The sequence below is a fragment of the Marinobacter sp. F4206 genome (genome assembly GCF_019392195.1).
In the GTDB taxonomy this organism is placed as follows: domain Bacteria; phylum Pseudomonadota; class Gammaproteobacteria; order Pseudomonadales; family Oleiphilaceae; genus Marinobacter.
Genome location: NZ_JAHXKI010000003.1, coordinates 429409 through 452575 on the forward strand (window position 1 = coordinate 429409; position 23167 = coordinate 452575).

A 23167-nucleotide genomic window follows, 5' to 3' on the forward strand; every position below is an offset into this window, starting at 1 on the left:
TCCGGGAGAGCCAGTGGAGAACAGGAAACAGTTATTGATCGTGGCCCATGCGCCCTCCCCAAATACCCTCAAACTGCGCGAGGCGGTGGAGAGGGGCGCCTGCCACGAAGACATCGAGAACGTTGATGTCAGAGTGCTCGCGCCGCTGCAAGCGGGCCCGGAAGACATACTCGCCTGCGATGCGATCATACTCGGGACCCCTGAAAACCTGGGCTACATGGCTGGATTGATCAAAGACGTATTTGATCGCTGTTACTACGACTGCCTAGATAAAACGCAGGGCTTGCCGTTCAGTTTTTACGTCCGTGCAGGGCACGATGGTGCAGGTACTCGCAGGGCCATTGAATCGATAACCAAGGGGCTTCGCTGGCGTTTAGTTCAGGAGCCGCTCGTTTTGCGTGGTGAATTTCGAGCTGACTTTATTGCTCAATGTGAAGAGCTTGGTTTATCAATGGCCGCAAGTCTGGATGCTGGAATAATATAAGCTCTAAGAGTCTTGCGTGTCGTTTCGGCGGCGCTAGTGTGGCAAGGCCCCAATATCCTCGACGTCTGACAGTTGCACAAAATTCTGTTTTTCGAAGTCCACGGGGTGCAGCCCGACGTTAATTTCATGCCGGCGAGCTGGGTTATAGAACATCTTGATTTAGTCGAAGTTATCCCGTCGTGCTGCATTTCGATCCTGGTAGATTATCCGGTTTACACGCGGGGTCTGAAGTAGCGAGAAGAAGCGCTCTGCAACGGGATTGTCGTGGCAGTAGCCGAAACGGCTCATGCTGGCCCTTGTCTGATGCCCCACAAGGAAGTCTCTCCACTCTCGGCTGGTGTACTGCGATTCCTGATCGTAAGGGATTAGCACCTCCTGGGCCGGTCGTCGCTTCCAGGAGGTCATCAGTACGGCATTCATGACCAGGCCCGTCGACATTAGGGGGTTCATTGACCAACCGGCAACCTGACGGACGAACAGATCCACCACTGAGGCCAAGCATAAGAAGCCTTCGTGGGTTCGAATTCCCGGTTCAGGGAGATTGGAAGCCCATAAATTCGGATCATTTAAAACTGGAAATTCTGGATTTGGATATAGTTCACGACTATTTTTATTTAGCGGCTATAACCGGGCAAAGAAGTACGCCCGAAAAACACCGGAAGTGCTGGATAGCTTAGTCGCTCCCGAACGCCACGGAGGGATTAGAATGACCTGCCCAATGATAGCCTGGAATAATGATCGTACGTTGTGCGCCGAGACCTTTTTCTGGAGCCCCAGTTGTAAGTGGCTCAACAAAGCCCAGAAACGGCTCAGTCGAAGTTGCAGGCGTACTGAACAGCTACCGATAAGCAGCCAAAACAAAACTAGAAACACAGTCTCCGACGCACGACGATGTGCCACTTTGCTTTTAGTTATAGCCATCTCATTGGCGGTATCAACCTCTGCTATGGCTCAAGGTGTGGATACCAGCGAAGAGATCAATAACGGAACCAACCCCACCCTGCTTACGACACAAGCTGGCATTCAATACCAGTACAACGAAATCAATTCCGATCTTAATACAGGGCTATTCGAGGCCTTCTATACCCAGCCTTTCGGTGAGGCGGGAACACGAGCTTTCAAATTCACAGTCCCAGGATCGGACAGTCCCTTTAATGCCCGCCCGCGCCTCGGAGAGGCTGAAGACGCAGCAGCCGTGGACGATCGCGTTGGCGACGAATTTGTGCTGGGCGACATCAGCGTCACGTACATTGACGTGTTTTATCTCTCCGACCGAAATGGCTCTGCCTTTACGTTCGAGTTGTTTACGGATACGGCGGAGAGTGACTACGCCGGTTACGGCCAATTCGCGGGCGAAACCTCAGTTTTTTACGCATGGTTTTTGGATGGCGGGGCGATCTTCGCTCCTGCCTGGGTACAGACCTTCGGTTTGGAGGGCGGCAACGATGCGGGAGTCGACGTGAATGTCTCGACATTCGATTTTTACTATGTGCCGAAGCTTGCAAATCCGAAGTATTACATGACCTACGATCCGGCGGTGATTCACGACTGGGAGTCCGATGTGACCTTCGGCAGCCTACAAATTACCTTTGGGATGCTGACGGGCAGGGCGTTTGGCGGAGACAGCCAGGTATTCGTCAAACCCGGCATCCTGCTTGGCGGAGACCGGCCCGCTGAATGGTCGATTCAGGTAGGTTACAAGGTGCTGAACTTCTGACTTGTGTGAGGCACCGAACCAAAAAAGCACGGGCCGATACTTGTAAGGTCTGGGGCATAGCTTGAACAAACGGACCAGTGGTGTTCAGCCACTTTAAGTTTTAAAAACCTTCAAGGACCTCAGACATGAAACGCAAAACCCTAACCATCTGCCTATCCGCGGCAATTGCCGTTACTCCTCTCTATGGCTTCGCCCACGAGGCCATTGCACTTTCATCCCCGGCCTGATTGACGCCCATTGGCATGGTCTTTATGCCGAGGCCACCATTGGTCAAGTCATGACGACCAACGAAGGGTACTGGAACCTTCTGGCTGCGCGGGCCCAGCGCAATGCTTTGTATCGAGGTTTTACCACCGTACGAGAAGCCGCAGGCCCTATGTTCGACATCGCACGGGCAACTGATCAGGGTCTCATTGAGGGGCCAAGGCTCTTTCCCTCGGGGCCTGCAATCTCACAAACTGGCGGTCATATGGATTTCCGGTTTACGCGCGATGTACCGGCCACGCCCAATAGTCTGCATTCCCTCGAGAGAGCCGACCAGTTTTACATCGCCGATGGCGTGCCCGAAGTCATCAAGCGTGTCCGCGAAAACCTGATGCAAGGCGCCACCCAGATCAAGCTATGAGCGAATCAAGGAGGAGGGCGCGTGGCTGAGCATGCAGCCGTTTCTGGACGATGAGGATGCTCCTGACCTGAACGAAGCACCGAAAGCCAAGTACAAGTTCGTGACTGATGGCACCGACTTCGTCTATCGCACGGCTAAGGAGTTGGGCGTCAAAATTGCCTTCGGCACGGACACGTTGTTCAGTCCGGATCTTGCCAAGCGGCAGGGTGCGCAGTTGGCCAAGCTGCAAAAATGGTTCACCCCGTTCGAAGCACTGAAAATGGCCACCTGCGATAACGCAGAACTTTTAGCGCTATCCGGCCCGCTAACCCCATATCCCGATGGTCCTCTGGGCGTGATCCAAGAGGGAGCCTACACGGACATGATTCTGGTGAATGACAACCTTCTGGAAAACCTGGATCTCGTCGATGATCCGGAAGGAAACTTTGATGTGATAATTAAAGACGGTGTGATCTATAAGAATGAAATTTAGCTTGTGAGATGGCCGGATTGCTGCGTTTCCGCGTGCATCCTTATCCTCTCAGCTGTGGGGTTTTGGGGTACAATCTAGAAAATTGAAGTCACTTACTCGACAACTCCTCGGAAACATCAAATGCACAACGTGCGGCGTTTTTTGGGATTATTAGGAATGCTCGCGCTGTATTCGAACCAACAGCTTTACGCCGATCCCTACATAGTCGCCGTCAATGTTGGCGTGCCAGAGAGATTTGATGTCGAAGACGGAAACTTGGTGGGGGCCGGCTCACCACCGTATCACTGCGTATTTGATCACACCGGAGAGAACTTCACGTTTGTTCTCATGCCACTAAAGCGGTCTCTGTATGAGCTCGATAAGGGTAGGGTTGATGTCACGTTGCCTCTGGTTCGTGAGCCCAGCCGTGATGAATACGGTGATTTTGGTGGGCACTTGTACCACGTCGACTATGTGTATCTCTCATTGAGGGAACTGGGGCCGATTCAAGAAGATTCTGGCCTATCGTTCGTCATGTTGAGGAGTTTTGCGGGCTTGCGGGTGCTTCTCAAGGATGAATACGCGGAGGTTTTTTTTGTAAACCTGTGGGAGCAAGCTCCAGAAATGCTTAAGCAAGGACGCGCTGATGCGGTGTTAATACCTAAAACGCTTGTTGCCGGGTTTATGGAAGATTACACAGAGCCATATTTCCAGCAGCATGCAGGGCGGTTAGGGGTATCGTTCTATATTGCCCGCAAACATCGGGAGACGGGCCTTACTGCCAAGTTAAAGCTCGCTGTTGATGAATGCGGGCAAGACGGCTAATCAAAAGTGTAGGTGGCAGCGTCACCGAGAAACCTACCCTCCAACGTAGCCGCCAAGATCACTCAAACAGTCCCTACTTTGCCGACAACTAAGAAATAGCCTGCCTGAAGAAGCGTCCAAACATCCCGCGGGCAAAGTACCTGATTTAATGAACCGCCCGGAAGCTGGGTTTTTCTGAGCATGGTCGAACCCGCGGGAACCTATGCACGCTCACTCAAGTGTGTTTTTGTAGATCTTGCCATCTTTCATGATCAAGTCGAAGTTGTTGTCCGGATCGGCCACGAGGTTGAGGTCTTCCAGGGGATTGCCATCCACCAAAATCAAATCGGCATAAGCGCCCTCGGTGATTTCGCCCAATGGACCCTCTTGGTAAGGATGGCGCGGCCCTGCCATTTCCATGAGTTCGGCATTGTCGGAGGTGGCCATTTTCAGCACTTCGTAGGGCGTGAACCAGCGACTCAATTTGGTAAGAAACTTACCCTGCTTAGCAGCCATTTCGGGATCCATGATAGCGTCCGTTCCGAATCCAATCTTCACTCCCATTTTTTTAGCAAGTGGATAGACCTTTTCCGTGCCTGATGTTGCCTCCAACCATTTCTTTGTCGAGGACTCGGTTGGAAATACCATGCGATCTTCATCGTCCAGCAGCGGCTGCGTACTCAACCAGACTCCTTTTTTCTTCATGAGTTTGAGCGTGTCTTCGGTTACAAGCATACCGTGCTCAATGGTCTTGATTCCTGCTTCAACGGCCATTCTGACCGCCTCGTCAGTGATGACGTGAGCCGCGACATAGCTATTGTAACTTTCCGCGACGTCGACGATGGCCTTCATTTCCTCCAGTGAGTACTGGCGAACATCAAGGGGGTCAAAAATTGAGGCGACCCCACCTCCAGCCGCGATTTTGATTTGGCTCGCCCCCATTCGGAAGACCTCGCGGGCGCGCCGACGAACCTCCGGCAACCCGTCGGCGATGACGAAAAAGCCGGTCCTTCCCCAGTAATCCAGATTGCTTTCCGCTGGGATCTCATGGGGCAGGCGATAGTCATAGTGCCCCCCAGTCTGACTAAGCGGCGGACCGGCCACCAGCATGCGGGGGCCCACGATGACTCCGCTATCAATCAGTTTTTTAAGTGAAAAACTGTTGCCACCGATATCCCTAACGGTGGTAAAGCCCCTCATCAACGTGTGCTCCGCGGTCGGGACCGCTCTGGCTGCAATCTCGTAGACGTCCCCAGTCAGGATCACGGCCTGCGGTACCGCAGCCATTGTCATATGCCAATGGACATCGCTAAGCCCGGGAATCATTGTACGCCCACCACCATCAATGACTGTTGCTCCCTCAATTTGGACGTCATCGGACGAAATGTCGGAAATCAAGTTGCCTGTGATGACCACATTGGCGTTTTCGATAAGGTCTTCGTTAAGCCCATCAAAAATGTTCACATTCGTGATGATTGTTTGAGGCTTTGGGGTGGACTCGGCCTCAGTCGCTGAATCTGCAGCAAGAACTGGTTTTGCCAGAATCGAAACAACAAACAGACTAGACAAGATATACGCTCGTTTCATTGTGTCATCTCCACATGTGCTTTGAAGACAGAAAAGCCGATGGATAACCATGCCAAATACCGGGACATCGCAAACGGCGGCAAAGGATATGACACACTGCAGGTTATTTATTGCGGACAAGTTCTGCCCAACGAATATAGTCTAGACAAGTAGCCCGGGATTGCTTTTTTTTTCGCTCACTGTGAGTTCAAGAACGCCAGGATGTAGACGGACGCCTCGGTCAACGAACTCGGATTAAATTCAGGGGCCAGATCGATTGGCAGTTAGCGAAGGGCATAAAGCCAGAAAACGAGAACTTGGAATGGGTGATGCGGTGCCGGGCTAACGCCGCTCAGGAGTCGCCCGGCACAGGATACCGTCAATCAAGGTCTTAACGATCGAAGAGGCCGGAGGTCGCTATCGGTCGAACATAACGGTGGCAGGATAAATCGCCGTTATTCACATTAAAGTAAACAACCACCAGATCTCGCGCCGGTGACACATAAAGTCCCTGCGCCATCAAACCAAATTTCATCATGTCTCCGTCCTCCCAAACGAGGTCCCACTGGCGACTGTTGGCAATAAAGTCCTCGGTTCCAACGCGTTCAGCGAATTCAGGGCCATCGAACCCGGCCATGATAAAATCATGGGTTCTGACCTCACTGCGAATACGCGCCAGGATCTCGTCAGAAACCACTTTTTCGACCGCAATTTTGTTCCAGCTGGGCGTGTACAGCATGCCGAAGCGGGCGAAATCCCGCAGATTGCTTGAGACCAATCCATGCGCGGCCGCAATCCCGTCGGGCGTCAGGTGAAATTGTAGCGCAGACTCTGCGCCCACTTTCGACCAGACTCTTCGATCAAACATCTGCGGCCAGCGCTCACCCTCCACGGCCTCGGCAAGTAATACCAGCACTTGCGTGAGACCGGACGCATACTCAAACGCCTGTCCGGGTTTGCTCTTCGCCTTGGTGCTTTTAAGCACGTCCGCTAACAGCTCGACCCCCCGGTTGACATTTGAAAAGCCGAGTTCCGCCTCGTACACCCGCCTGGCGACGTTATCGGGATCGAACCGGGATTCGGTTGTATCCTCAAGATCCATGCCGGTGGCCATATCAAGGACGTCCCGCGTGGTGATGCCATCCCAGTCGGTGTTCTTGAACTCGGTCAGGTAGGTGGTGATAGGCTGGTTTTCATCGATCTTGCCTTCGCTGATGAGCATATCAACGATCAGTCCGGCCGTCGGCTTGGCACAGGACATCCACAGATGGGCGTCTTCCGGATTCATCCGCGGATACTGTTCGTACACGATCTCGCCCTTGTGAACGACGAGGTAGCCTTGAGCGTAAAGATCGGATCTCGCGAGAAACTGATCGAGTGTCATTTCTCCGTCATTGATGGTTTCGGCTTTGATTGAGCCGATCTCCGGCATCGGGCGACTGCCTAAAGGCATCACCGGCTGACGTGATGGCAACACGGCGGTATTCATGAATTCCGAGGTCCGCATGTTGAAATAAGCGGATACGTCGCCCCCTGAAAACAATTCATTGTAGCCCGCAGCACGGGTTTGCTTCTCAAGCTCCATTGGAAACCCGTGCCGGAACTTTTCAAGCGGTGTTCTTTCTGGCGTGGCGGCAGACTGTTGCATGGCAAGACTCCTTATGCTGGATTTTGGAGGCCCCTGGATACTTTCGACTGGCACGTTGCTTCTTCTTTTAGGTTCGGGGGCGATTACCGAGCGCACATTGCGCACTGAGGGCAGAGCACTCAGTGATCGAACAGACCCGAAGTGGCGATAGGGCGCGCGAAGCGATGGGTTGAATGGTCGTCGTTGTTGACACTGAAGTAGACGATCACCAAATCCCGCGCTGGTGACACGTAGAGCCCCTGTGTCATGAGGCCGCCTTTCCAGAGGTCACCGTCTGGCCATACAAGGTCCCACTGGCGACTGTTGGCAATAAAGTTGTCCGTTCCGTGATAATCAGCGAACACCGGGCCGTCGAACCCGGCCATGATAAAATCATGGGTTCTGACCTCACTGCGAATACGCGCCAGGATCTCGTCAGAAACCACTTTTTCGACCGCAATTTTGTTCCAGCTGGGCGTGTACAGCATGCCGAAGCGGGCGAAATCCCGCAGATTGCTTGAGACCAATCCATGCGCGGCCGCAATCCCGTCGGGCGTCAGGTGAAATTGTAGCGCAGACTCTGCGCCCACTTTCGACCAGACTCTTCGATCAAACATCTGCGGCCAGCGCTCACCCTCCACGGCCTCGGCAAGTAATACCAGCACTTGCGTGAGACCGGACGCATACTCAAACGCCTGTCCGGGTTTGCTCTTCGCCTTGGTGCTTTTAAGCACGTCCGCTAACAGCTCGACCCCCCGGTTGACATTTGAAAAGCCGAGTTCCGCCTCGTACACCCGCCTGGCGACGTTATCGGGATCGAACCGGGATTCGGTTGTATCCTCAAGATCCATGCCGGTGGCCATATCAAGGACGTCCCGCGTGGTGATGCCATCCCAGTCGGTGTTCTTGAACTCGGTCAGGTAGGTGGTGATAGGCTGGTTTTCATCGATCTTGCCTTCGCTGATGAGCATATCAACGATCAGTCCGGCCGTCGGCTTGGCACAGGACATCCACAGATGGGCGTCTTCCGGATTCATCCGCGGATACTGTTCGTACACGATCTCGCCCTTGTGAACGACGAGGTAGCCTTGAGCGTAAAGATCGGATCTCGCGAGAAACTGATCGAGTGTCATTTCTCCGTCATTGATGGTTTCGGCTTTGATTGAGCCGATCTCCGGCATCGGGCGACTGCCTAAAGGCATCACCGGCTGACGTGATGGCAACACGGCGGTATTCATGAATTCCGATGCGCGCATGTTGAAATAGGCGGACACATCACCGCCTGCGAACAATCCCATGTAACCGGCTGCGCGGGTCTGGTTTTCAAGTTTGGAAGGGAAACCGTTCTGGAATTCTTCGAGAAGCGTTCTTTCTTGCGTGGCAGTTGTCTGTTGCATGACTCGCTCCCTCAGGCTTGCTGAACAGAGCCCGCAATGGCAAAAAAGATCCAACCGCTCAGGATCAAATGCACACCAACCAGCGTACCTACAGCCCAAACGCCTGATAGCGGGAACTGCATCCAGATCATCAGGCCAAGTATGAAGGTGATAACGCCGCTAAAAAACAACCATCCCCATCCGGTCGCAGGCCTTGCCGAGAACGCCCATATGGCTTCCATTGCGCCGGTTACCAAAAAATATCCCGCGAGAATCAGGGTCAACACGCCCAGTGATGAAGCGGGGCTGAACGTCAGGTAACAGCCAACGATAAAAGCAATTGCCCCTAATATCGAAGGCATCAGATTGTCCCGGAAAGATCTGGCCAGGAATACCGCAATAAGTTGTGCGATGCCGCCAACAAGTAAGAAAATTCCGACGATCCAGGTAATCGACAGGCCTACCGCGAAGGGCGCCAGCAAACAAAGAATGCCGGCAACCACGAGACAAATTCCTATTAATTTTGCCTTCTTGATATCCTGGTTAATTGAATTGATGAGTGTCATGGTCCATGTCTCCGTGCCTTGTGGAGGAAGCGACAGTCGCTCAGACGTTTCGGATATGCCTTCCCCCAACAGCCGGAAGTAGTTTCTGGACTGCAGTTTTTTCATCACGTCAATCTGGACAAAAAGACTAGTATAAACTTAGCAGTGAACGCCTGATTTGAGTAGGGCACTCATTAGAACATGAGGGTATATATAGCCCTTCGAACCGTTCTTTAACTTTTGGCGCTCGTCTGGACAAAAGCGAGCACCGAGAAAAAACGGCATAAAGTGGCCACCATAGCCTATGCTTATGAGTCCTGGCAGCTGGCTCGGGGGTACACCACGTGGGAAAATTAAAGCGCCTCGGCGTTGCCAATGACATGTTAGCCATAAGCAAAGCTAAGGGCCTTGCTTTGCGCCGGGTTGTGCCGCTGGAAGACCACGCTGAAGTCGAAGGGATCAAGCACCGTCCTGACCCCATCGCGATTCTCATCGGGCAAGACCAGATGAGAGTTCAGCAACTCGTCCCCATCCGTCACGGTCGGATGCGGGTTTCACCCTTTGCCTTCTATCGTGGTGCCGCAGCAATTATGGCATCTGATCTTTCGCGGGGCGTGTCCACTAATATCTGCGTTCAGTTGGGCGGAGACGCCCATTTGGCAAACTTTGGGCTTTTCAATGGTGCTGATCGTCGGTTGGTATTTGATGTGAACGACTTCGACGAGACGGCGCCAGGGCCTTTCGAGTGGGACCTGAAGCGTTTGGCGACCAGCGTTACGATCGCGGCTCAGGGCCTGAACCTGCCAATCAAGAAAATCGGCTCGGCGACCCGGGCAGCTGTACGAGGGTATCGCGAGACAATGGGGCAGGCCATATTGATAAGCCCTCTGGACCTGCACTATTTTCGCTTGGAGGTTGATTCGCTCCTCAATGAGGTCGGCCACAAGGAGCAGAAACAGGCGAAGAAAACCATCGCCAAGGCATCGAGGAAGACCAGCCTGCGCGCCTTAGACAAGCTAACCGAGGTTGTAAACGGACAGCGCCGGATCGTCGCTGATCCGCCGGTTATTGTAAGGATTGACGATAGCCTCGAGTCAATCGGACGCGAACGACTTGAAGAATTTTTCGACGCCTACCTGGCCACCTTGGCACCTCATCGGGCCGCGGTCATCCGTCGCTATCGGTTTGTCGACATGGCGCACAAAATTGTTGGCGTTGGCAGCGTCGGAACACGTTGTTTTATTCTGTTGCTCGAGTCAGATCAGGGTGAACCTCTCTTCATGCAGTTCAAAGAGGCCACACAGTCGGTACTCGAGCCCTATGTAGGTGATGCCGGGTTCGCCCAAGCTGGGGAACGAGTGGTGCGTGGGCAGCGATTGATGCAGTCGACCGGCGACATTCTTCTGGGGTGGTCTAGCTATAAGCGCGAAAATGGCTCCAGGGCTGACTTCTACATCCGACAGTTGTGGGACGGCAAAGGCTCCGCAAATATCGATAGCATGACGTCAGATGAGCTGAAGCGTTATGCGAGTCACTGCGGAAAGGCTTTGGCACTGGCCCATGCCCGAACCGGTGACGCCGCCATGATCAGCGGCTACCTTGGTGACGATGAAACCGCGGACTATGTTCTCGCCGATTTCGCTGATCGGTACGCTGACTTGAATGTTGCCGACCATGCAGACCATGAACGTGCGATCGATACTGGCCGACTTTCTGCTAAAAGCGACTGTTGAGGGAGCCTGGCTTTTCCCGGCGATGGGTCGAGAACTTCAATGTCCGGAATCACTTCGTTTGGTTCTTTTTCCCTTGATTCTTTTCGCAGTTTGAAGGCTATCGTTCACGATTATCACAGCGATTTTCGAGCAGAGCGCGACGAAGCAACCAATGCTCAGTATGGAGTAAATGATCGTGAAAACTTTGGAGGCGGGACTGGACGGGGCGAAGTCACCAAAGCCAATCGTGGCCATGGTCGAGATGCAGAAGTAAACAGAGTCGAGAACGGACCAGCCTTCTACGTGGTGGTAAAAAAGGGTGCCACCAATCACGAGGATAGTGATGAAGAACAGCAATACTCGAAACTCAGCATCACGATGCAGGCCGCGAACAACCGTTTTGAGTAACCGATAACTATTTACAATCAATGAGATCGATATCATTGGCTGGCCCCCGCCTAGCCTGACAGGCTTCTCCACATGATAGTCATAGATTCCTTGAGTTGCCGGTAGCAGCGGCCGTTAGCTTTCCAGGTGTGATTGATAATCCGCTTTGATCTAAAAACGGCTAAACGGGAGTTCTCTGTTAATGCCTGGCGGCTCCTGAAGGGTTAGGCTACCAATATCAGGACGGCCAAAAAGCCAATAACCGGCTCACTATTGATCTGGGCCGAGTCTGACACCTTTAACCGAGAACAACGAGGGCTGGGCATGTGCTTGGAATTTTGGTTGCGATTGTTCACGGGATAGGCGTTGTAAGCGCCATTCACGCGGTCATGTATACGCGAACGGAGCAGGGCGCAATTGCCTGGGGGCTTTCGTTAGTCAGCTTCCCGTATATTGCAGTCCCGGCTTACTGGTTCCTGGGGCGCAGTCGCTTTGAGGGGTATATCACCAGGCGCAGGTTTTCTGAGCAACGTGGGGAAGACCTCCTTGCTCATACTCGTGAGCGAGTGGAACGGTTTCGGCTGACGCAAAAGGACCTGGCTCCAACTCTTCTCGCTGCTGAGCGTCTTGCGGACCAGCCGATGCTGAAAGGCAACGCGGTTGATCTTCTTATTGACGGAGACGCAACGTTCGACAGCATTCTGAAAGGGATCGAGAGCGCGGAAGAGTATATCTTGTTCCAGTTCTTTATTGTGAAAAATGACCGTATTGGAAGGAGGGTGAAAGAAAGCCTGTTGGTTAAGGCAGCGGCGGGCGTCCGAATTTTTTTTCTTTACGATGAAGTGGGAAGTCATCGCCTGCCAAAATCCTATCTCAATGACTTGAGAGCGGCCGGTATCAGTGTTTCGGCATTTAATACCCGGAAAGGGCCGGGCAATCGTTTCCAACTGAATTTCCGGAATCATCGCAAGGTAGTTGTGGTGGATGGCAAGGTTACTTGGATTGGCGGTCATAATGTAGGCGACGAATACCTCGGCGGAGACCCAAACTTTGGTCATTGGCGCGATACGCATGTTCGCATCGAAGGGCCTTCGGCACTGGGCGCGCAGCTGTCCTTCTTGGAAGATTGGCACTGGGCCACCGACCAGCTTATCGAACTGAACTGGATACCTCACGGATCCCAAACAGAAGACAGCGGCGTGTTAATCCTACCCACCGGTCCGGCTGATGAACTGGAGAGCGCGAGCCTGATGTTTACCCATGCCATCAATGACGCCCAGGAACGGGTATGGATAGCCAGTCCATACTTCGTCCCTGATCAGACTGTGCTCCACGCCCTTCAGTTAGCCGGGTTAAGGGGTGTTGACGTGCGCATTTTGATTCCTGACATGCCCGATCATTACTTGGTCTACCTGGCTGCATTTTCATATCTTGAGAATGCGGGGCGCACCGGTGTGAGGTTCTTCCGCTATACGGACGGCTTCCTGCACCAGAAGGTAATGTTAATCGACAACCGTACGGCTACCATCGGCACCGCAAATTTTGACAACCGGTCATTTCGATTGAATTTCGAAATCACGGCGGCCATCACGAATAATCCAGGCTTCATCGATCAAGTTGAGAAGATGTTTTTGTCTGACTTTACACACTCGCGTCCTGTTCCTTCGAACGAATTATCAGGCCGCCCCTGGTGGTTCAGGTTCGCTGTGCAAATGGCCCGGTTAACATCACCTATTCAGTGAACCGCCGAGTGCAGTGGGTTTGAATCCCGGAAACAAGTCAGCAGACACCAGGAGCCTCTTTCGATCAAGGCATCTGCTAATAGTCTGACAAAGGCAGCGTCGTTCTTTCCTCATTGCAGCCTGTTTTTGTAAATCTTGCCATCTTTCATGATTAAATCGAAGTTGGCCTCCGCGTCACTCACCAGGTTCAGATCTTCAAGAGGGTTCCCATCGACGAGAATGAGATCCGCATACGCACCTTCCTGTATAACACCCAATGGGCCTTCCTTATAGGGGTGCCGGGGACCGGACAATTCCATTAATTCAGCATTGTCCGAAGTCGCCATCTTCAGGGCCTCATAAGGTGTGAACCAGCGACTCAGTTTGGCGAGAAACTTCCCCTGTTTGGCAGCGGCTTCTTTACTCATGAAAAGGTCGGTTCCAAACGCTATCTTTACCCCCTTTTCTTTTGCCAACCGATATATCGCATCGGTGCCTTTGGTTACCTCTGCGAACTTTCTGTTGGATTCAGGGTTTGGAAATTCGTCTGCGTCTTCATCATTCAAGATGGGCTGGATGCTCAACCAAACATCATTCTCCTTCATGAGTTCCAAAGTATCTTCGCCGATAAGCATGCCATGCTCGATGCTTTTGACTCCCGCTTTTACGGCCATTTGAACAGCGTCATCCGTGAAGATGTGCGCACCAACATAACTGTTGTAACTCTCGGCAACGTCAACGGCGGCTTGCATTTCATCAAAGGAATACTGGCGCACATCGATCGGGTCATAGGTAGAAGCAACACCTCCGCCGCCGGCGATCTTGAGCTGGGTTGCTCCCAACATAAATGCTTCACGTGCTCGCTGGCGAACGGCGGGTACGCCATCAGCAATGGCGTTCATGCCGACTCTTCCCCAGTAATCGATTAGACCTGCTCTATCCGGCACCTGATTGGGCAAACGATAGTCAAAGTGTCCGCCCGTCTGGCTCATCATTGGCCCTGCAGGAAGAATGCGGGGCCCAACGACTTCTCCGGCATCAATGAGTTTTTTAAGGCTGAACGTGTTTCCACCCATGTCACGAACGGTAGTAAATCCGCGCATAAGGGTTCTGGGGGCGGCATGGGCCATTCGAATTCCAACCTCATAGGCGTCCCCTCCAAACATTATTGTTTCCATGGGTAACTCAGCCAGAGCCATATGCCAATGCATATCGGTCAACCCGGGGATCATGGTACGACCACCTGCGTCAATTACGGTGGCGCCGCTGCTCTCGATAGGCTCAGAAGATACCGCCGCGATCAGGTTGTCTTCTATGAGTACGTTGGCATTTTCGATCCGTTCTTCGTGAACACCATCGAACACATGGACATTGGTGAACAGTGTTCTGACGGGGGCATCTTCCGCGAACACTGACATTGCACCGAAGCTTAGCAATAAGAGGCAAAAACGCTTTATCGTTAAAATCTCAGGCTTGGTATTCATCGTCGTATCCTCTGAATCCATGTTGATTTTTTGAATCAAGCCAGCGACGGTCTTGATTTGGCTAGCTGCCATCGCAAACGTTTCCCTTTTACGTCTCTTAACTTCACCTTCTCCTCAGCGAGGATCGTTCTGTTTTAAAAAGGCAATGTGTCCACTTTTATAAGCTCATTCATCGAGCCTGGCTTCTGATTCCTTGGGTGCTGGTTTTTTCCTCTCCAGAAGAGAGCGGTAACTTTCTATCGTTTGGTAAGGTGCAACCCTGTCAGGTAGCATCTGGTAGCTTACTGCCACCTGGGTTTGGCCATCGAAATATCGGACGGTTTGCACCGAATATGCGTCGTTCAAGGTTCCTTCGATCCGAACGGCTGTACGAAAGTCTTTGACGAGGATGCCCTCAGGGTAATCGACGTGGACCACCTGATTGGCGGGCGGGGACGGTGTGTGGATACAGGCTCCCATCGTCGGCACCAGCAGGAACTCAACGGCTTTTTCGTCGTTGAACGTCAGTGGGACCACGTAACCCGACAAACGAATGGCTTTATTGAGCACATCAGTGCTCACCTTTTCCGCCGCCCACTGGCGTTGCTTCATGATCTCGAGCCGCTTCGCGAAAAGTTCGTCGACATCGAGCCCCTCGCCCGCCAGTTTCTGACGCAGAGACGCGGCTTCTTCAAGCACTTTCGGGCGTGGAGTGTCCGTTGCGGTCTCGATGCGGAGGATACGGCGCAGACTGTCCAGTTGTTCGGCTGGCATCGCCTTAAACGGATCCTCTAAGGCGGGTACCGAAGGGGAGAGAGCACTCCATCGCACGTTGGTCGGTTCGGCGCTCAATGGTGCCATGAAGAGCAGGGCGGACAGAGCGATGCTTGGAGGGACACGGGCGAACCTGTTACAGACTGTCATCGAATCCTCCTTAGTGGATCCGGAAATTAGAACAGCGTAGTACTCAGCGCCAATGCGTTAGACTCAGACAACTCAACTCTGGAGCACCTCAAAAAAATATAGACTCAAATCTGATATGGTCAAAAAATAACCGCTCATCGTCTGAATTGTGTACCTGGTCCGGAAAATCTATAGCACGGGTGATGCGAGCCTCGATAACTTTACCCCCAGTCGCCACCAGATGGGCCGATCTTCCAGGCTATCAGCATCGATAGGCTCTGAGTGGTCAAAGTCCTGTTCGAACATGGCTTCCATCTGGGTGGCGAATCCCTCAAGGATGCTGTCGAAGGTGGCCTCGCCATCGACCAGCAACTCCACGGCGTTGCCTCGGACGAGATCAAGTTCCGACAGCCGCCGATCGCTTTGATACCCGTCGCGCCATGGTGCTTACTGAGGCCAACGCGATCTGGAGTGTTTTTTTGCAAGGGCTCAAAGGGGCCTCAAGGTACTGTGGGCCTTTGGTCCGAGATCTTCCTGATAAACATCCCCATGATAGTCAGACTGGCTCCAGCTGCCAGCATGTGCAGCCCAAGCAAAGCGCCGAGCAGAGCCATCGTGGCTCCGGGCGAGGCCAAAAGAACGATGGCCAATGCCAAGGAAATCAATCCTGCTAGTAGGAGGGGCCAAAAGAACTGAGTGCCCTTGATCTGCTTTACACGAAAGGCAAACCCAATCTGAACGAAACTACTTGCCGCCAGGAGTAGCAGCAGGAGGGTGGTGAGAGAAATGACTCCTGCCAGGGGATTAGCCATGAAGGACCAGCCGAGAAATACAGTGAGCGCGCCCAGACCCCAGTTCAATAGCTTGCGCCCGGTCTCGTCGTTCCCAAACCCCAAGGCAATTTGAAAAGCACCGCCAAGCAAAAGAAAAATTCCCGTCACATAGACGATGGCAGCAGATGCAAAGACGGCATTTAATAGAACAACGACACCCAGCGCCATGGTTAGCAGCCCTAACCAGAAATATTTGGTCGAATGGTTGATTCTCACGACTGGCCCCTTTGTCGCGTGTATCTATCCAGGTGGCGCCCTGTGTGGTGCATGGCACCAGCCAAGATCGCCTCCGCCTAGCCCTACAGGCCTTTCTCAATGATAGTCATAGATTCTTTGAATTGCTGAATGCGACTCATTGTGCAATGCAGGTTAGCGAAAAGTTGGCTATTACTAAAAGCTCCACCATGCCAGCAGAAAACCAATAGCAAGTATCGTCAAGGACTGCTATGAACTCGAAGCCATCGTCACCCAGATCAGAATCTGTTTGGTTCAAGATGACTGTAGCTCTGCCGATCGTGGTTGGCGTGCTCTGGTATGGGCGGGGGTTTCTTATTCCATTGGCAATCACGGGCCTGATCTTTATTTTGGCGTCTGCACTGGTGGATCGCATTGGCGACATTCGGCTCCTGGGCTGGTCACCACCTGTTTGGCTGGCGCATCTCATTAGCGCCGTGATGATCATTTCTGGAATTCTGTTTTTTGGGATTGTGGTCTCCGACTCTGCGGCAAACGTGCAGGAGGCGTTGCCACGATACCAGGAGCGTTTGTCGCTACTGGCGGGTCAATTGGAAACCATTTTAGGCCCCAGTATTGTCGATGCCGTTGAACGGGGGATTTCAAGGATCGATCTGACGCCCTGGTTAGCTGGGGCAGCTAGTCAACTGGGAGGAGCGCTGTCGCTCGTTGCGCTGATTTCGCTGTATCTAGTGTTTCTGATCTCTGAACGCACAAAGTGGGTCGCGAAAATTCCCCGAATGGCAGCGACAAAACAGGGGGCAGAAACGGCCACGAAAATCCTTCATCGCATCGCGGATGGGGTCAAGCAGTATATGTGGGTCAATGCGGTTACCAGCGCAATGAGCGGCACGGTTGCCTTTCTGATTTTTTCCGCGATTGGCCTGGACTTCGCTCCGCTCCTGGCGTTCACCGTCTTCGTTGTTGGGTTCATTCCGAACATTGGCGCATTCATCGGCGTAGCACTTCCGTGCCTCGTTGCTTTGGTCCAATTCGATAGTTTTACGCCATTCCTGATCGTCCTTTTCGGATATGGGGTGGCCGACCAGATTATCGGGAACATTATTCAACCGTCGATGCAGGGCCGCTCGCTTAACCTCAGCACGTTCATGGTCATGGTTTCGCTGACTTTTTTTGCGACCCTCTGGGGCGGCATTGGCGCCTTCCTGGCGGTGCCGATGATGGTGGTGGTTATGGTCGTTTGCGCTGAAATCCCTGCTACACGATGGATCGCCGTTCTTTTCTCAAGTGACGGAAAGCTTGACGACGAGGATTCGAGCAATACATTCCCTTAGCCTTGTGGCGTGTACAAAGTCCCTGGCCCACTGAACTGGACCGGACGTATCAATCCCAAGGCCTGGCTGCAGGACGCTTTAATCCATGAGTTGGATCACCATCATTTGGTCAGCCGCCGGGGGAGGATGCCTCACCCTGGCCGCAGTGCATTTTCTGGTCTGGTTCAAATCCCGCATCTCCTGGGCAAACCTCGCATTTTCCCTTGCCTCCCTGATGGCTGCCGCCACCATCCTTATCGAGTTGAAAATGATGTATGCCCAGACTCCGGAAAACATCGGGTACTGGCTTTGGATGATGCACCTGCCCATCGCCGTCATGTTGATCGCATTGGGCTTTTTTATCCGTTTCCACATGAATCCAACACGATCATGGCTGTTATGTTTACTCGCTGTTTCGCAAGTAGCCCTGTTAGCTGCCAATTTTCTCGTCAGTCCCAACTTGAACTTTTATGAGATTTCCGGTTTGAAGCTCGCCAGTGTCTTCGGGGAAACCATAGCGGTTCCGGTCGGCAGTCACCGGCCTTTGGCGTATCTTCTTGGTGTCCCACCTGTATTGCTTGTGTTACTGGCCCTTGATGCATCCAGCAGCCTACGCCGAGAGGGGCTTGGGCGCCGAGGCATGGTTATCAGTGTCACTATTACCATATCGGCATTGCTGGGCATTGCGATCTCCCAAATGAACAGTCACTCCCTGCTTATTGTGCCCTATATGCAAGGGCTCCTGATCCTGATTGTCCTGGTTGGAATGGCTTATGAACTGGGAACAGATTTGATTCGCGGGAATGATTTGGCCAAGGAGTTGAAACAAACTCAGGAGCGTATGGGGCTCGTTGTCGCGAGCGCCAAGTTGGGGCTCTGGGAGTGGGATCTTCATGGCGATAAGGTTTGGTTCAACGACGTCGGAAAAAAAATGCTTGGAGTGTCAGAGAATTTCAGCGCTGGCATCGATCGCGTTTTTCAGAAGGTGCATCCGATAGATGTCGATAAGGTGCGCACAGCGTTGCTCGAGGCAGTGGAACGCAAACAGGAGATTGATCTGGAATTTCGCCTGACCGGGTCGGATTCTCCTCGCTGGATGGCACTTCGCGGCCGAGTCGAACGTGATGCCAAAGATCATTCGCTACTCGTTCGCTGTGTTTCAATCGACATTACCGAGCAAAAGAGGGTTCAAGCCCAACTGCAGGAAGAGCGTATAGAGTTGGCTCATATGCAGCGGGTTTCCACCATGGGGCAACTGTCGTCAGCTCTCGCCCATGAGATCAATCAGCCGCTCGGCGCGATTCTGCGTAACTCCGAAGCTGCGGAGTTATTTCTCCAACGGGATCCGCCAGACTTAGACGAAATAACAGAGATCATCAGGGATATCAAGAAGGACGAACAACGTGCTTCCTCCGTGATTGAGCGCATGCGCGCGATGCTGAAGTGCGGACATCTGGAGTTTGAACCGATCAGGGTCGACGAGCTTGTTGGTCAGGTCATTGAGCTGCTGAAAACTGAGTTCCAGTTACGCAATATGCACTATGCGCTGGATATATCTCCGGATTTACCCGCAGTGACGGGTGATCGCATTCAGTTACAGCAAGTCTTTTTAAATCTCTTGTCGAATAGCTTTGATTCCATAGCACTACTACCTGATGAATTGCGAAGAGATCGGGCTCAAATCCTTATCAGCGCATACCGATCCGGGGACGATTCCGTAGAAGTAGCCATTGTCGATTATGGGGTAGGAATAGAGCGGGACTTGCTTCCCCGGTTGTTCACACCATTTGTGACGTCGAAAGCCCAGGGGATCGGGCTGGGGCTTTCGTTATCGCAAACGATATTGGAGACCCAGGGAGGAAAAATCTCGGCTGAAAATCTGCCTCAGGGTGGTGCGCGTTTTCGTTTCACATTGAAGATAGCCTGATCAAGCCCCAGGCAGGTTCCAGCGGCACGTTGCGGTGAGCTGAGAAACACGGGCGAGGGGGTTTTGATTTTGCCAAGGTCGTATACTACTCTCCTTAACCGAAGCGGCATCGACGAGACAAGCCTGTCTGGTCAAGGATAATTCCTTTGAACGGATTAACGCCTACCGTGTACGTCGTGGATGACGACGACTCCTTCCTGCTGGGCATTTCCCGACTCTTGCGGGCTGAGGGCTACGTTGTAGAAGCCTACGGTTCAGCATCCGAATTTTTCGAGAACTGTCCCCAAGTCAGCCACGGCTGTGTGATTGCCGACTTGAAAATGCCCGGCATGGATGGCCTGACCATGCAACGGCAGATCGCGCAATCTGGAAACCCCCTGCCCATTATTTTTTTTACTGGCCACCGCGATATCCATGCCAGCGTCAGCGCCATTCGCAATGGTGCTGAGGATTTTTTATTGAAAACAATGCCCAAGGATGAACTGCTGGCGGCCATTGTGCGTGCATTGGCACACGATGCTGAAAACAAGCAAAAGCGTCATCGTGAGGCCCAGCTACTTGATCGCTATTCAAAATTAACGCCTCGTGAAAAAGAGGTGCTTCTGCATGTCTTACGGGGCCGGTTGAATAAACAGATTGCCGGGGACCTTGGCATTGATGAGCGTTCGGTTAAACGTCATCGGACCAACTTTATGAGGAAACTCAATGTTGCCTCAGTCCCACAGTTGGCGAGGCTGTCGATGGAGCTTGGCATCACTGTCGAGCTCGAGGATGTTACCGCCAACGCGCTCAAAGGCGAGGCAGGTGCCCTGAAAATCCAGGGGTCCCCAAGGGGACGCTAGTCAGTTCCTCCGCTTCGGGTTTACCGTAATCTCCAGTATGCGTAGCCCACCCAGCAAAACCTACATTGCAGTCGTCGACGATGACGAGAGCATGTGCCGTTCTCTCGCTCGATTATTACAGGCTGCCGATTACCAACCGGTCACCTTTCTTTCCGGAGGGGCGTTCTTGCAAGACAAGAAACGCCCGCAATTTGATTGTCTTATTTTCGATATTCAACTGAACGGCACGTCCGGGATCGATCTTTATCGACGCCTCTGCGATGAAGGCATATCCGCACCGGTGATATTTCTGTCTGCGGAGGAAGATGCAGTGTCAGCCTATGGGGCTGAAGTGGACAGTTCCAGGATGGTTTTCATGCACAAGCAAGAAGTGGCTGAGGTGCTGCTCTCGGTTATCAGAGACCTGATTTCCGTTTCCACAGGTCCCTAAAGGGACTCTTGTTCGCTGTTTGTGTTCGAAACTACTCTGGCCAACAACTAACCGACTGCTGTAGCAGCACCAGCGCATGATCGGTTCACAGGAGGCGGCCCAGAACACCGCAATACTCCGTTTGGTGCGGCCGGATTTCTCGACGAAGCCACTGTGGAAGCGGGTCTCGACGCCTGTCCTGCCGAATGAAAGAAAGGAGAATCCAATGAGCGACTTGGTAGCAGTGATTTTCGACGATGAGACAACAGCCTTCGACATGCGGGCAGCGTTAGCAAAGATGCAGAAAGAGTACTTTATCGAGATGGATGATTGCGTTGTGGTGACCAAGAACGAGAAGGGAAAAGTCAAACTCCACCAGTCGATGAACCTGTCAGCCGCGGGAGCTGTAAACGGCGGCTTCTGGGGGGTCCTGTTCGGTCTGATTTTCTTCAATCCTCTGTTGGGCGCGGCCATCGGTGCCGGTTCAGGAGCGCTTGCAGGAAAACTCTCGGATATTGGAATTGATGATCAGATGATGAAAGAGGTAGCGAGCGGCTTCACGCCGGGAAGCTCCGGACTGTTCGTGCTTATTCGAAAAGCCACCACAGATAAGGTGCTGGAGGGGCTCAAGGAGTTTGCCGGCCAAGGCAAGGTGCTTAGAACATCGCTCAAGAAAGATAGTGAAGAAGCCCTTCGTCAGGTCTTGGAGAGCGTATAGGCGCATATAGAGAACATTGACTTCACGCTGTAACCTTTGGGGAGAGCCACCATGGGAAACACACAACAATTTGATCTGGTTATCAGTGGTGGTCGGGTGGTCGACCCGGAAACTGAGCTGGAAGCGGTGCGCAACGTTGGCATCACAGATGGGCAGATTGCAGCGGTATCCGAAGATCCGTTGGAAGGCGTCAAAACACTGGATGCCACAGGGCACATCGTTGCACCCGGTTTTATTGACATCCACAGCCATGCCCAGCAATTGCCGGCCGCTTGGGTTCAGGCGTTTGATGGCGTAACCACAGCACTGGAGCTTGAGTCGGGCTTGCTCCCGGTAGATGTTGCCTATGAGCGCATGGCGAAGGAGGGACGGCCAATAAACTACGGCCTTGGTTCAGCCTGGAGTTTCGCCCGGGTGCAGGTCTTGCAGCCTAAAGCGGGCAAACCGGATGGAACACTCAAGTGGTTTCAAAATGCCTTCTCCCTGAGCGGTTGGCAGACAGACGTGCCCTCTCCGGAGCAACTGGAGCAAATTATTGACCTGGTCGAAGAGGGCCTGAATCAGGGAGGAATTGGCGTGTCGGTTAATGCCGGTTATGCGCCGGGCATGGGCCGTAAGGAGTATTATGAGCTTGCTAAATTGGCGTTCAAGCACGGCGTCGCAACCTTCACCCATGACCGCTACATGAGCACACTGGAGCCGCGCAGTTCCTTCGAGGCACTGGGCGAGCAGATTGGCCTTGCGGCGATTACCGGTGCTCACATGCACATTTGCCACATTAACAGCGTTTGCGGGAGGGACCTGGACGATGCGACCGAGTTACTTCAGCGAGCGGAGAGTCGGAACATACCGATCACCGTCGAGGCCTACACTTATGGCGCGCTGTGCACAGCCATTGGCGCGGAGTTCTTTCGTGGTCCCGAGTGGCTGACCCGTTTCGGGGGCGACGAATACAGTGCGATGGAGCTTCGGGGTAAGGCATTGACGAAGGAAAAAATTGAGGAACTCCAGAGCAGTGGGCCGGGAAGTGTCGTGGTGTTTCATTTCCTTCACGAAGAGGAAGAGCCCGATGACATGAAGCTGCTTGACAAAGCGGTTCTGTACCCGGGCGGCGCCATCGCCTCGGACTGTACCCCATGGTCTGACGCGAACGGTGCATTCCTGGAGGGTGAGGTGTGGCCGCTGCCTGACGATGCATTTTCTCATCCGCGGAGTGCAGGGTGTTTCTCAAGGTTGTTTGCTATTTGGGTGAGGGAGCGCCAGGTACTTTCGCTATTGGATGCGGTACGCAAAACCACCCTGATACCAGCGCAGGTTCTTGAGGAATTTGTTCCTCAGATGAAGAAAAAAGGACGGTTACAGGTGGGCTGCGACGCTGATGTGATCGTTTTCGATTTGAACACCATTAAAGACAACGCGACCTTCGTCGCGCCCGCTCAACTATCGTCGGGCCAGCGACACGTTGTTGTCAATGGCGTGCCGATCATTGAGGAAGGCGAGCGCATTGGTGACGCCAAGCCTGGCCGTCCGATACGAAGGCAGGTTTGAC

General features: G+C 53.0%; 23 protein-coding genes. 13 read left to right on the forward strand and 10 right to left on the reverse strand.

Translation table 11 applies throughout. The features are described 5' to 3' along the window. Nucleotides 1–13: 13 nt before the first annotated feature. Nucleotides 14–484 carry a flavodoxin family protein gene (locus KZO34_RS15165; protein ID WP_219477687.1) on the forward strand — a complete coding sequence of 157 codons (471 nt, stop codon included), beginning with the start codon at nucleotides 14–16 and terminating at the stop codon, nucleotides 482–484. Nucleotides 485–643: 159 nt separating this feature from the next. Here KZO34_RS15165 and KZO34_RS15170 read toward each other — a convergent pair whose 3' ends face one another. Beyond that, nucleotides 644–1009 (reverse strand): DDE-type integrase/transposase/recombinase, encoded by a 366-nt coding sequence (locus tag KZO34_RS15170; RefSeq protein ID WP_308318833.1) that lies wholly within the window; start codon nucleotides 1007–1009, stop codon nucleotides 644–646. A 433-nt stretch (nucleotides 1010–1442) separates the two neighbouring features. Between KZO34_RS15170 and KZO34_RS15175 the strand changes: the two genes are divergently transcribed. The 4 genes from KZO34_RS15175 (at nucleotide 1443) to KZO34_RS15190 (ending at nucleotide 4102) form a co-directional block, all read left to right on the forward strand. Further along, entirely contained in the window at nucleotides 1443–2201 is a 759-nt protein-coding gene (locus KZO34_RS15175; RefSeq protein ID WP_219477689.1) for a hypothetical protein, read from the forward strand. 265 nt (nucleotides 2202–2466) lie between these two features. Next, the gene (locus KZO34_RS15180; protein ID WP_308318834.1) at nucleotides 2467–2826 is read left to right on the forward strand and encodes an amidohydrolase family protein; all 360 of its coding nucleotides are present in this window, start codon (nucleotides 2467–2469) and stop codon (nucleotides 2824–2826) included. Nucleotides 2827–2857: 31 nt separating this feature from the next. Then, nucleotides 2858–3298, forward strand: coding sequence for an amidohydrolase family protein (locus KZO34_RS15185; protein WP_219477690.1), 441 nt, complete (start codon nucleotides 2858–2860; stop codon nucleotides 3296–3298). 120 nt (nucleotides 3299–3418) lie between these two features. Then, the gene (locus tag KZO34_RS15190) at nucleotides 3419–4102 is read left to right on the forward strand and encodes a substrate-binding periplasmic protein (protein WP_219477691.1); all 684 of its coding nucleotides are present in this window, start codon (nucleotides 3419–3421) and stop codon (nucleotides 4100–4102) included. 210 nt (nucleotides 4103–4312) lie between these two features. On the opposite strand, the gene KZO34_RS15195 is transcribed toward KZO34_RS15190, so the two are convergent. The 4 genes from KZO34_RS15195 to KZO34_RS15210 form a co-directional block, all read right to left on the reverse strand. Then, a complete protein-coding gene (locus tag KZO34_RS15195; protein WP_219477692.1) occupies nucleotides 4313–5668 on the reverse strand; it encodes a metal-dependent hydrolase family protein in 1356 nt (451 codons plus the stop codon). 370 nt (nucleotides 5669–6038) lie between these two features. Next, nucleotides 6039–7295: a serine hydrolase domain-containing protein gene (locus tag KZO34_RS15200; RefSeq protein WP_219477693.1), complete on the reverse strand. Its 1257-nt coding sequence runs from the start codon at nucleotides 7293–7295 to the stop codon at nucleotides 6039–6041. 119 nt (nucleotides 7296–7414) lie between these two features. Beyond that, nucleotides 7415–8671, reverse strand: coding sequence for a serine hydrolase domain-containing protein (locus tag KZO34_RS15205; protein ID WP_219477694.1), 1257 nt, complete (start codon nucleotides 8669–8671; stop codon nucleotides 7415–7417). An 11-nt stretch (nucleotides 8672–8682) separates the two neighbouring features. After that, the gene (locus tag KZO34_RS15210; RefSeq protein WP_219477695.1) at nucleotides 8683–9216 is read right to left on the reverse strand and encodes an HdeD family acid-resistance protein; all 534 of its coding nucleotides are present in this window, start codon (nucleotides 9214–9216) and stop codon (nucleotides 8683–8685) included. A 323-nt stretch (nucleotides 9217–9539) separates the two neighbouring features. On the opposite strand from KZO34_RS15210, the gene KZO34_RS15215 reads away from it, so the two are divergent. Continuing rightward, on the forward strand, nucleotides 9540–10928 hold the full coding sequence (locus KZO34_RS15215; protein WP_219477696.1) for a DUF2252 domain-containing protein: 1389 nt from the start codon (nucleotides 9540–9542) through the stop codon (nucleotides 10926–10928). Between the two features lie 36 nt (nucleotides 10929–10964). On the opposite strand, the gene KZO34_RS18860 is transcribed toward KZO34_RS15215, so the two are convergent. After that, entirely contained in the window at nucleotides 10965–11351 is a 387-nt protein-coding gene (locus KZO34_RS18860) for a potassium channel family protein (RefSeq protein WP_374706539.1), read from the reverse strand. A gap of 269 nt (nucleotides 11352–11620) precedes the next feature. On the opposite strand from KZO34_RS18860, the gene cls reads away from it, so the two are divergent. Next, nucleotides 11621–13036 (forward strand): cardiolipin synthase, encoded by a 1416-nt coding sequence (gene cls, locus KZO34_RS15225; protein WP_219477698.1) that lies wholly within the window; start codon nucleotides 11621–11623, stop codon nucleotides 13034–13036. A 110-nt stretch (nucleotides 13037–13146) separates the two neighbouring features. On the opposite strand, the gene KZO34_RS15230 is transcribed toward cls, so the two are convergent. The 4 genes from KZO34_RS15230 to KZO34_RS15245 form a co-directional block, all read right to left on the reverse strand. After that, entirely contained in the window at nucleotides 13147–14571 is a 1425-nt protein-coding gene (locus KZO34_RS15230; protein WP_257900438.1) for a metal-dependent hydrolase family protein, read from the reverse strand. A gap of 93 nt (nucleotides 14572–14664) precedes the next feature. Continuing rightward, entirely contained in the window at nucleotides 14665–15402 is a 738-nt protein-coding gene (locus KZO34_RS15235) for a DUF3299 domain-containing protein (RefSeq protein WP_219477699.1), read from the reverse strand. A gap of 168 nt (nucleotides 15403–15570) precedes the next feature. After that, the gene (locus KZO34_RS15240) at nucleotides 15571–15759 is read right to left on the reverse strand and encodes a phospholipase D-like domain-containing protein (RefSeq protein WP_219477700.1); all 189 of its coding nucleotides are present in this window, start codon (nucleotides 15757–15759) and stop codon (nucleotides 15571–15573) included. Between the two features lie 122 nt (nucleotides 15760–15881). Further along, nucleotides 15882–16430 (reverse strand): HdeD family acid-resistance protein, encoded by a 549-nt coding sequence (locus tag KZO34_RS15245; protein ID WP_219477701.1) that lies wholly within the window; start codon nucleotides 16428–16430, stop codon nucleotides 15882–15884. Nucleotides 16431–16708: 278 nt separating this feature from the next. Here KZO34_RS15245 and KZO34_RS15250 point away from each other — a divergent pair, with 278 nt between their 5' ends. From KZO34_RS15250 to KZO34_RS15275, 6 genes are all read left to right on the forward strand, one after another. Beyond that, nucleotides 16709–17743: an AI-2E family transporter gene (locus tag KZO34_RS15250; RefSeq protein WP_219477702.1), complete on the forward strand. Its 1035-nt coding sequence runs from the start codon at nucleotides 16709–16711 to the stop codon at nucleotides 17741–17743. A gap of 85 nt (nucleotides 17744–17828) precedes the next feature. After that, nucleotides 17829–19649 carry a sensor histidine kinase gene (locus tag KZO34_RS15255; protein WP_219477703.1) on the forward strand — a complete coding sequence of 607 codons (1821 nt, stop codon included), beginning with the start codon at nucleotides 17829–17831 and terminating at the stop codon, nucleotides 19647–19649. Between the two features lie 146 nt (nucleotides 19650–19795). Continuing rightward, entirely contained in the window at nucleotides 19796–20491 is a 696-nt protein-coding gene (locus tag KZO34_RS15260; protein ID WP_219477704.1) for a response regulator transcription factor, read from the forward strand. Nucleotides 20492–20528: 37 nt separating this feature from the next. Next, complete coding sequence (locus tag KZO34_RS15265; protein WP_219477705.1) at nucleotides 20529–20921, forward strand: response regulator transcription factor; 393 nt, start codon at nucleotides 20529–20531, stop codon at nucleotides 20919–20921. Between the two features lie 205 nt (nucleotides 20922–21126). Then, entirely contained in the window at nucleotides 21127–21618 is a 492-nt protein-coding gene (locus KZO34_RS15270; RefSeq protein WP_219477706.1) for a DUF1269 domain-containing protein, read from the forward strand. 51 nt (nucleotides 21619–21669) lie between these two features. Further along, nucleotides 21670–23166: an amidohydrolase family protein gene (locus tag KZO34_RS15275; protein WP_219477707.1), complete on the forward strand. Its 1497-nt coding sequence runs from the start codon at nucleotides 21670–21672 to the stop codon at nucleotides 23164–23166. The last annotated feature ends 1 nt before the right edge of the window (nucleotide 23167 follow it).

Bases quoted from the DNA above. Each gene is read 5' to 3' on its own strand.
- KZO34_RS15185 (WP_219477690.1), top strand. From the start codon at position 2,858: ATGCAGCCGTTTCTGGACGATGAGGATGCTCCTGACCTGAACGAAGCA.
- KZO34_RS15190 (WP_219477691.1), top strand. From the start codon at position 3,419: ATGCACAACGTGCGGCGTTTTTTGGGATTATTAGGAATGCTCGCGCTG.
- KZO34_RS15195 (WP_219477692.1), bottom strand. From the start codon at position 5,668: ATGAAACGAGCGTATATCTTGTCTAGTCTGTTTGTTGTTTCGATTCTG.
- KZO34_RS15200 (WP_219477693.1), bottom strand. From the start codon at position 7,295: ATGCAACAGTCTGCCGCCACGCCAGAAAGAACACCGCTTGAAAAGTTC.
- KZO34_RS15205 (WP_219477694.1), bottom strand. From the start codon at position 8,671: ATGCAACAGACAACTGCCACGCAAGAAAGAACGCTTCTCGAAGAATTC.
- KZO34_RS15210 (WP_219477695.1), bottom strand. From the start codon at position 9,216: ATGACACTCATCAATTCAATTAACCAGGATATCAAGAAGGCAAAATTA.
- KZO34_RS18860 (WP_374706539.1), bottom strand. From the start codon at position 11,351: ATGATATCGATCTCATTGATTGTAAATAGTTATCGGTTACTCAAAACG.
- KZO34_RS15230 (WP_257900438.1), bottom strand. From the start codon at position 14,571: ATGGCAGCTAGCCAAATCAAGACCGTCGCTGGCTTGATTCAAAAAATC.
- KZO34_RS15235 (WP_219477699.1), bottom strand. From the start codon at position 15,402: ATGACAGTCTGTAACAGGTTCGCCCGTGTCCCTCCAAGCATCGCTCTG.
- KZO34_RS15250 (WP_219477702.1), top strand. From the start codon at position 16,709: ATGACTGTAGCTCTGCCGATCGTGGTTGGCGTGCTCTGGTATGGGCGG.
- KZO34_RS15255 (WP_219477703.1), top strand. From the start codon at position 17,829: ATGAGTTGGATCACCATCATTTGGTCAGCCGCCGGGGGAGGATGCCTC.
- KZO34_RS15265 (WP_219477705.1), top strand. From the start codon at position 20,529: ATGCGTAGCCCACCCAGCAAAACCTACATTGCAGTCGTCGACGATGAC.
- KZO34_RS15270 (WP_219477706.1), top strand. From the start codon at position 21,127: ATGAGCGACTTGGTAGCAGTGATTTTCGACGATGAGACAACAGCCTTC.
- KZO34_RS15275 (WP_219477707.1), top strand. From the start codon at position 21,670: ATGGGAAACACACAACAATTTGATCTGGTTATCAGTGGTGGTCGGGTG.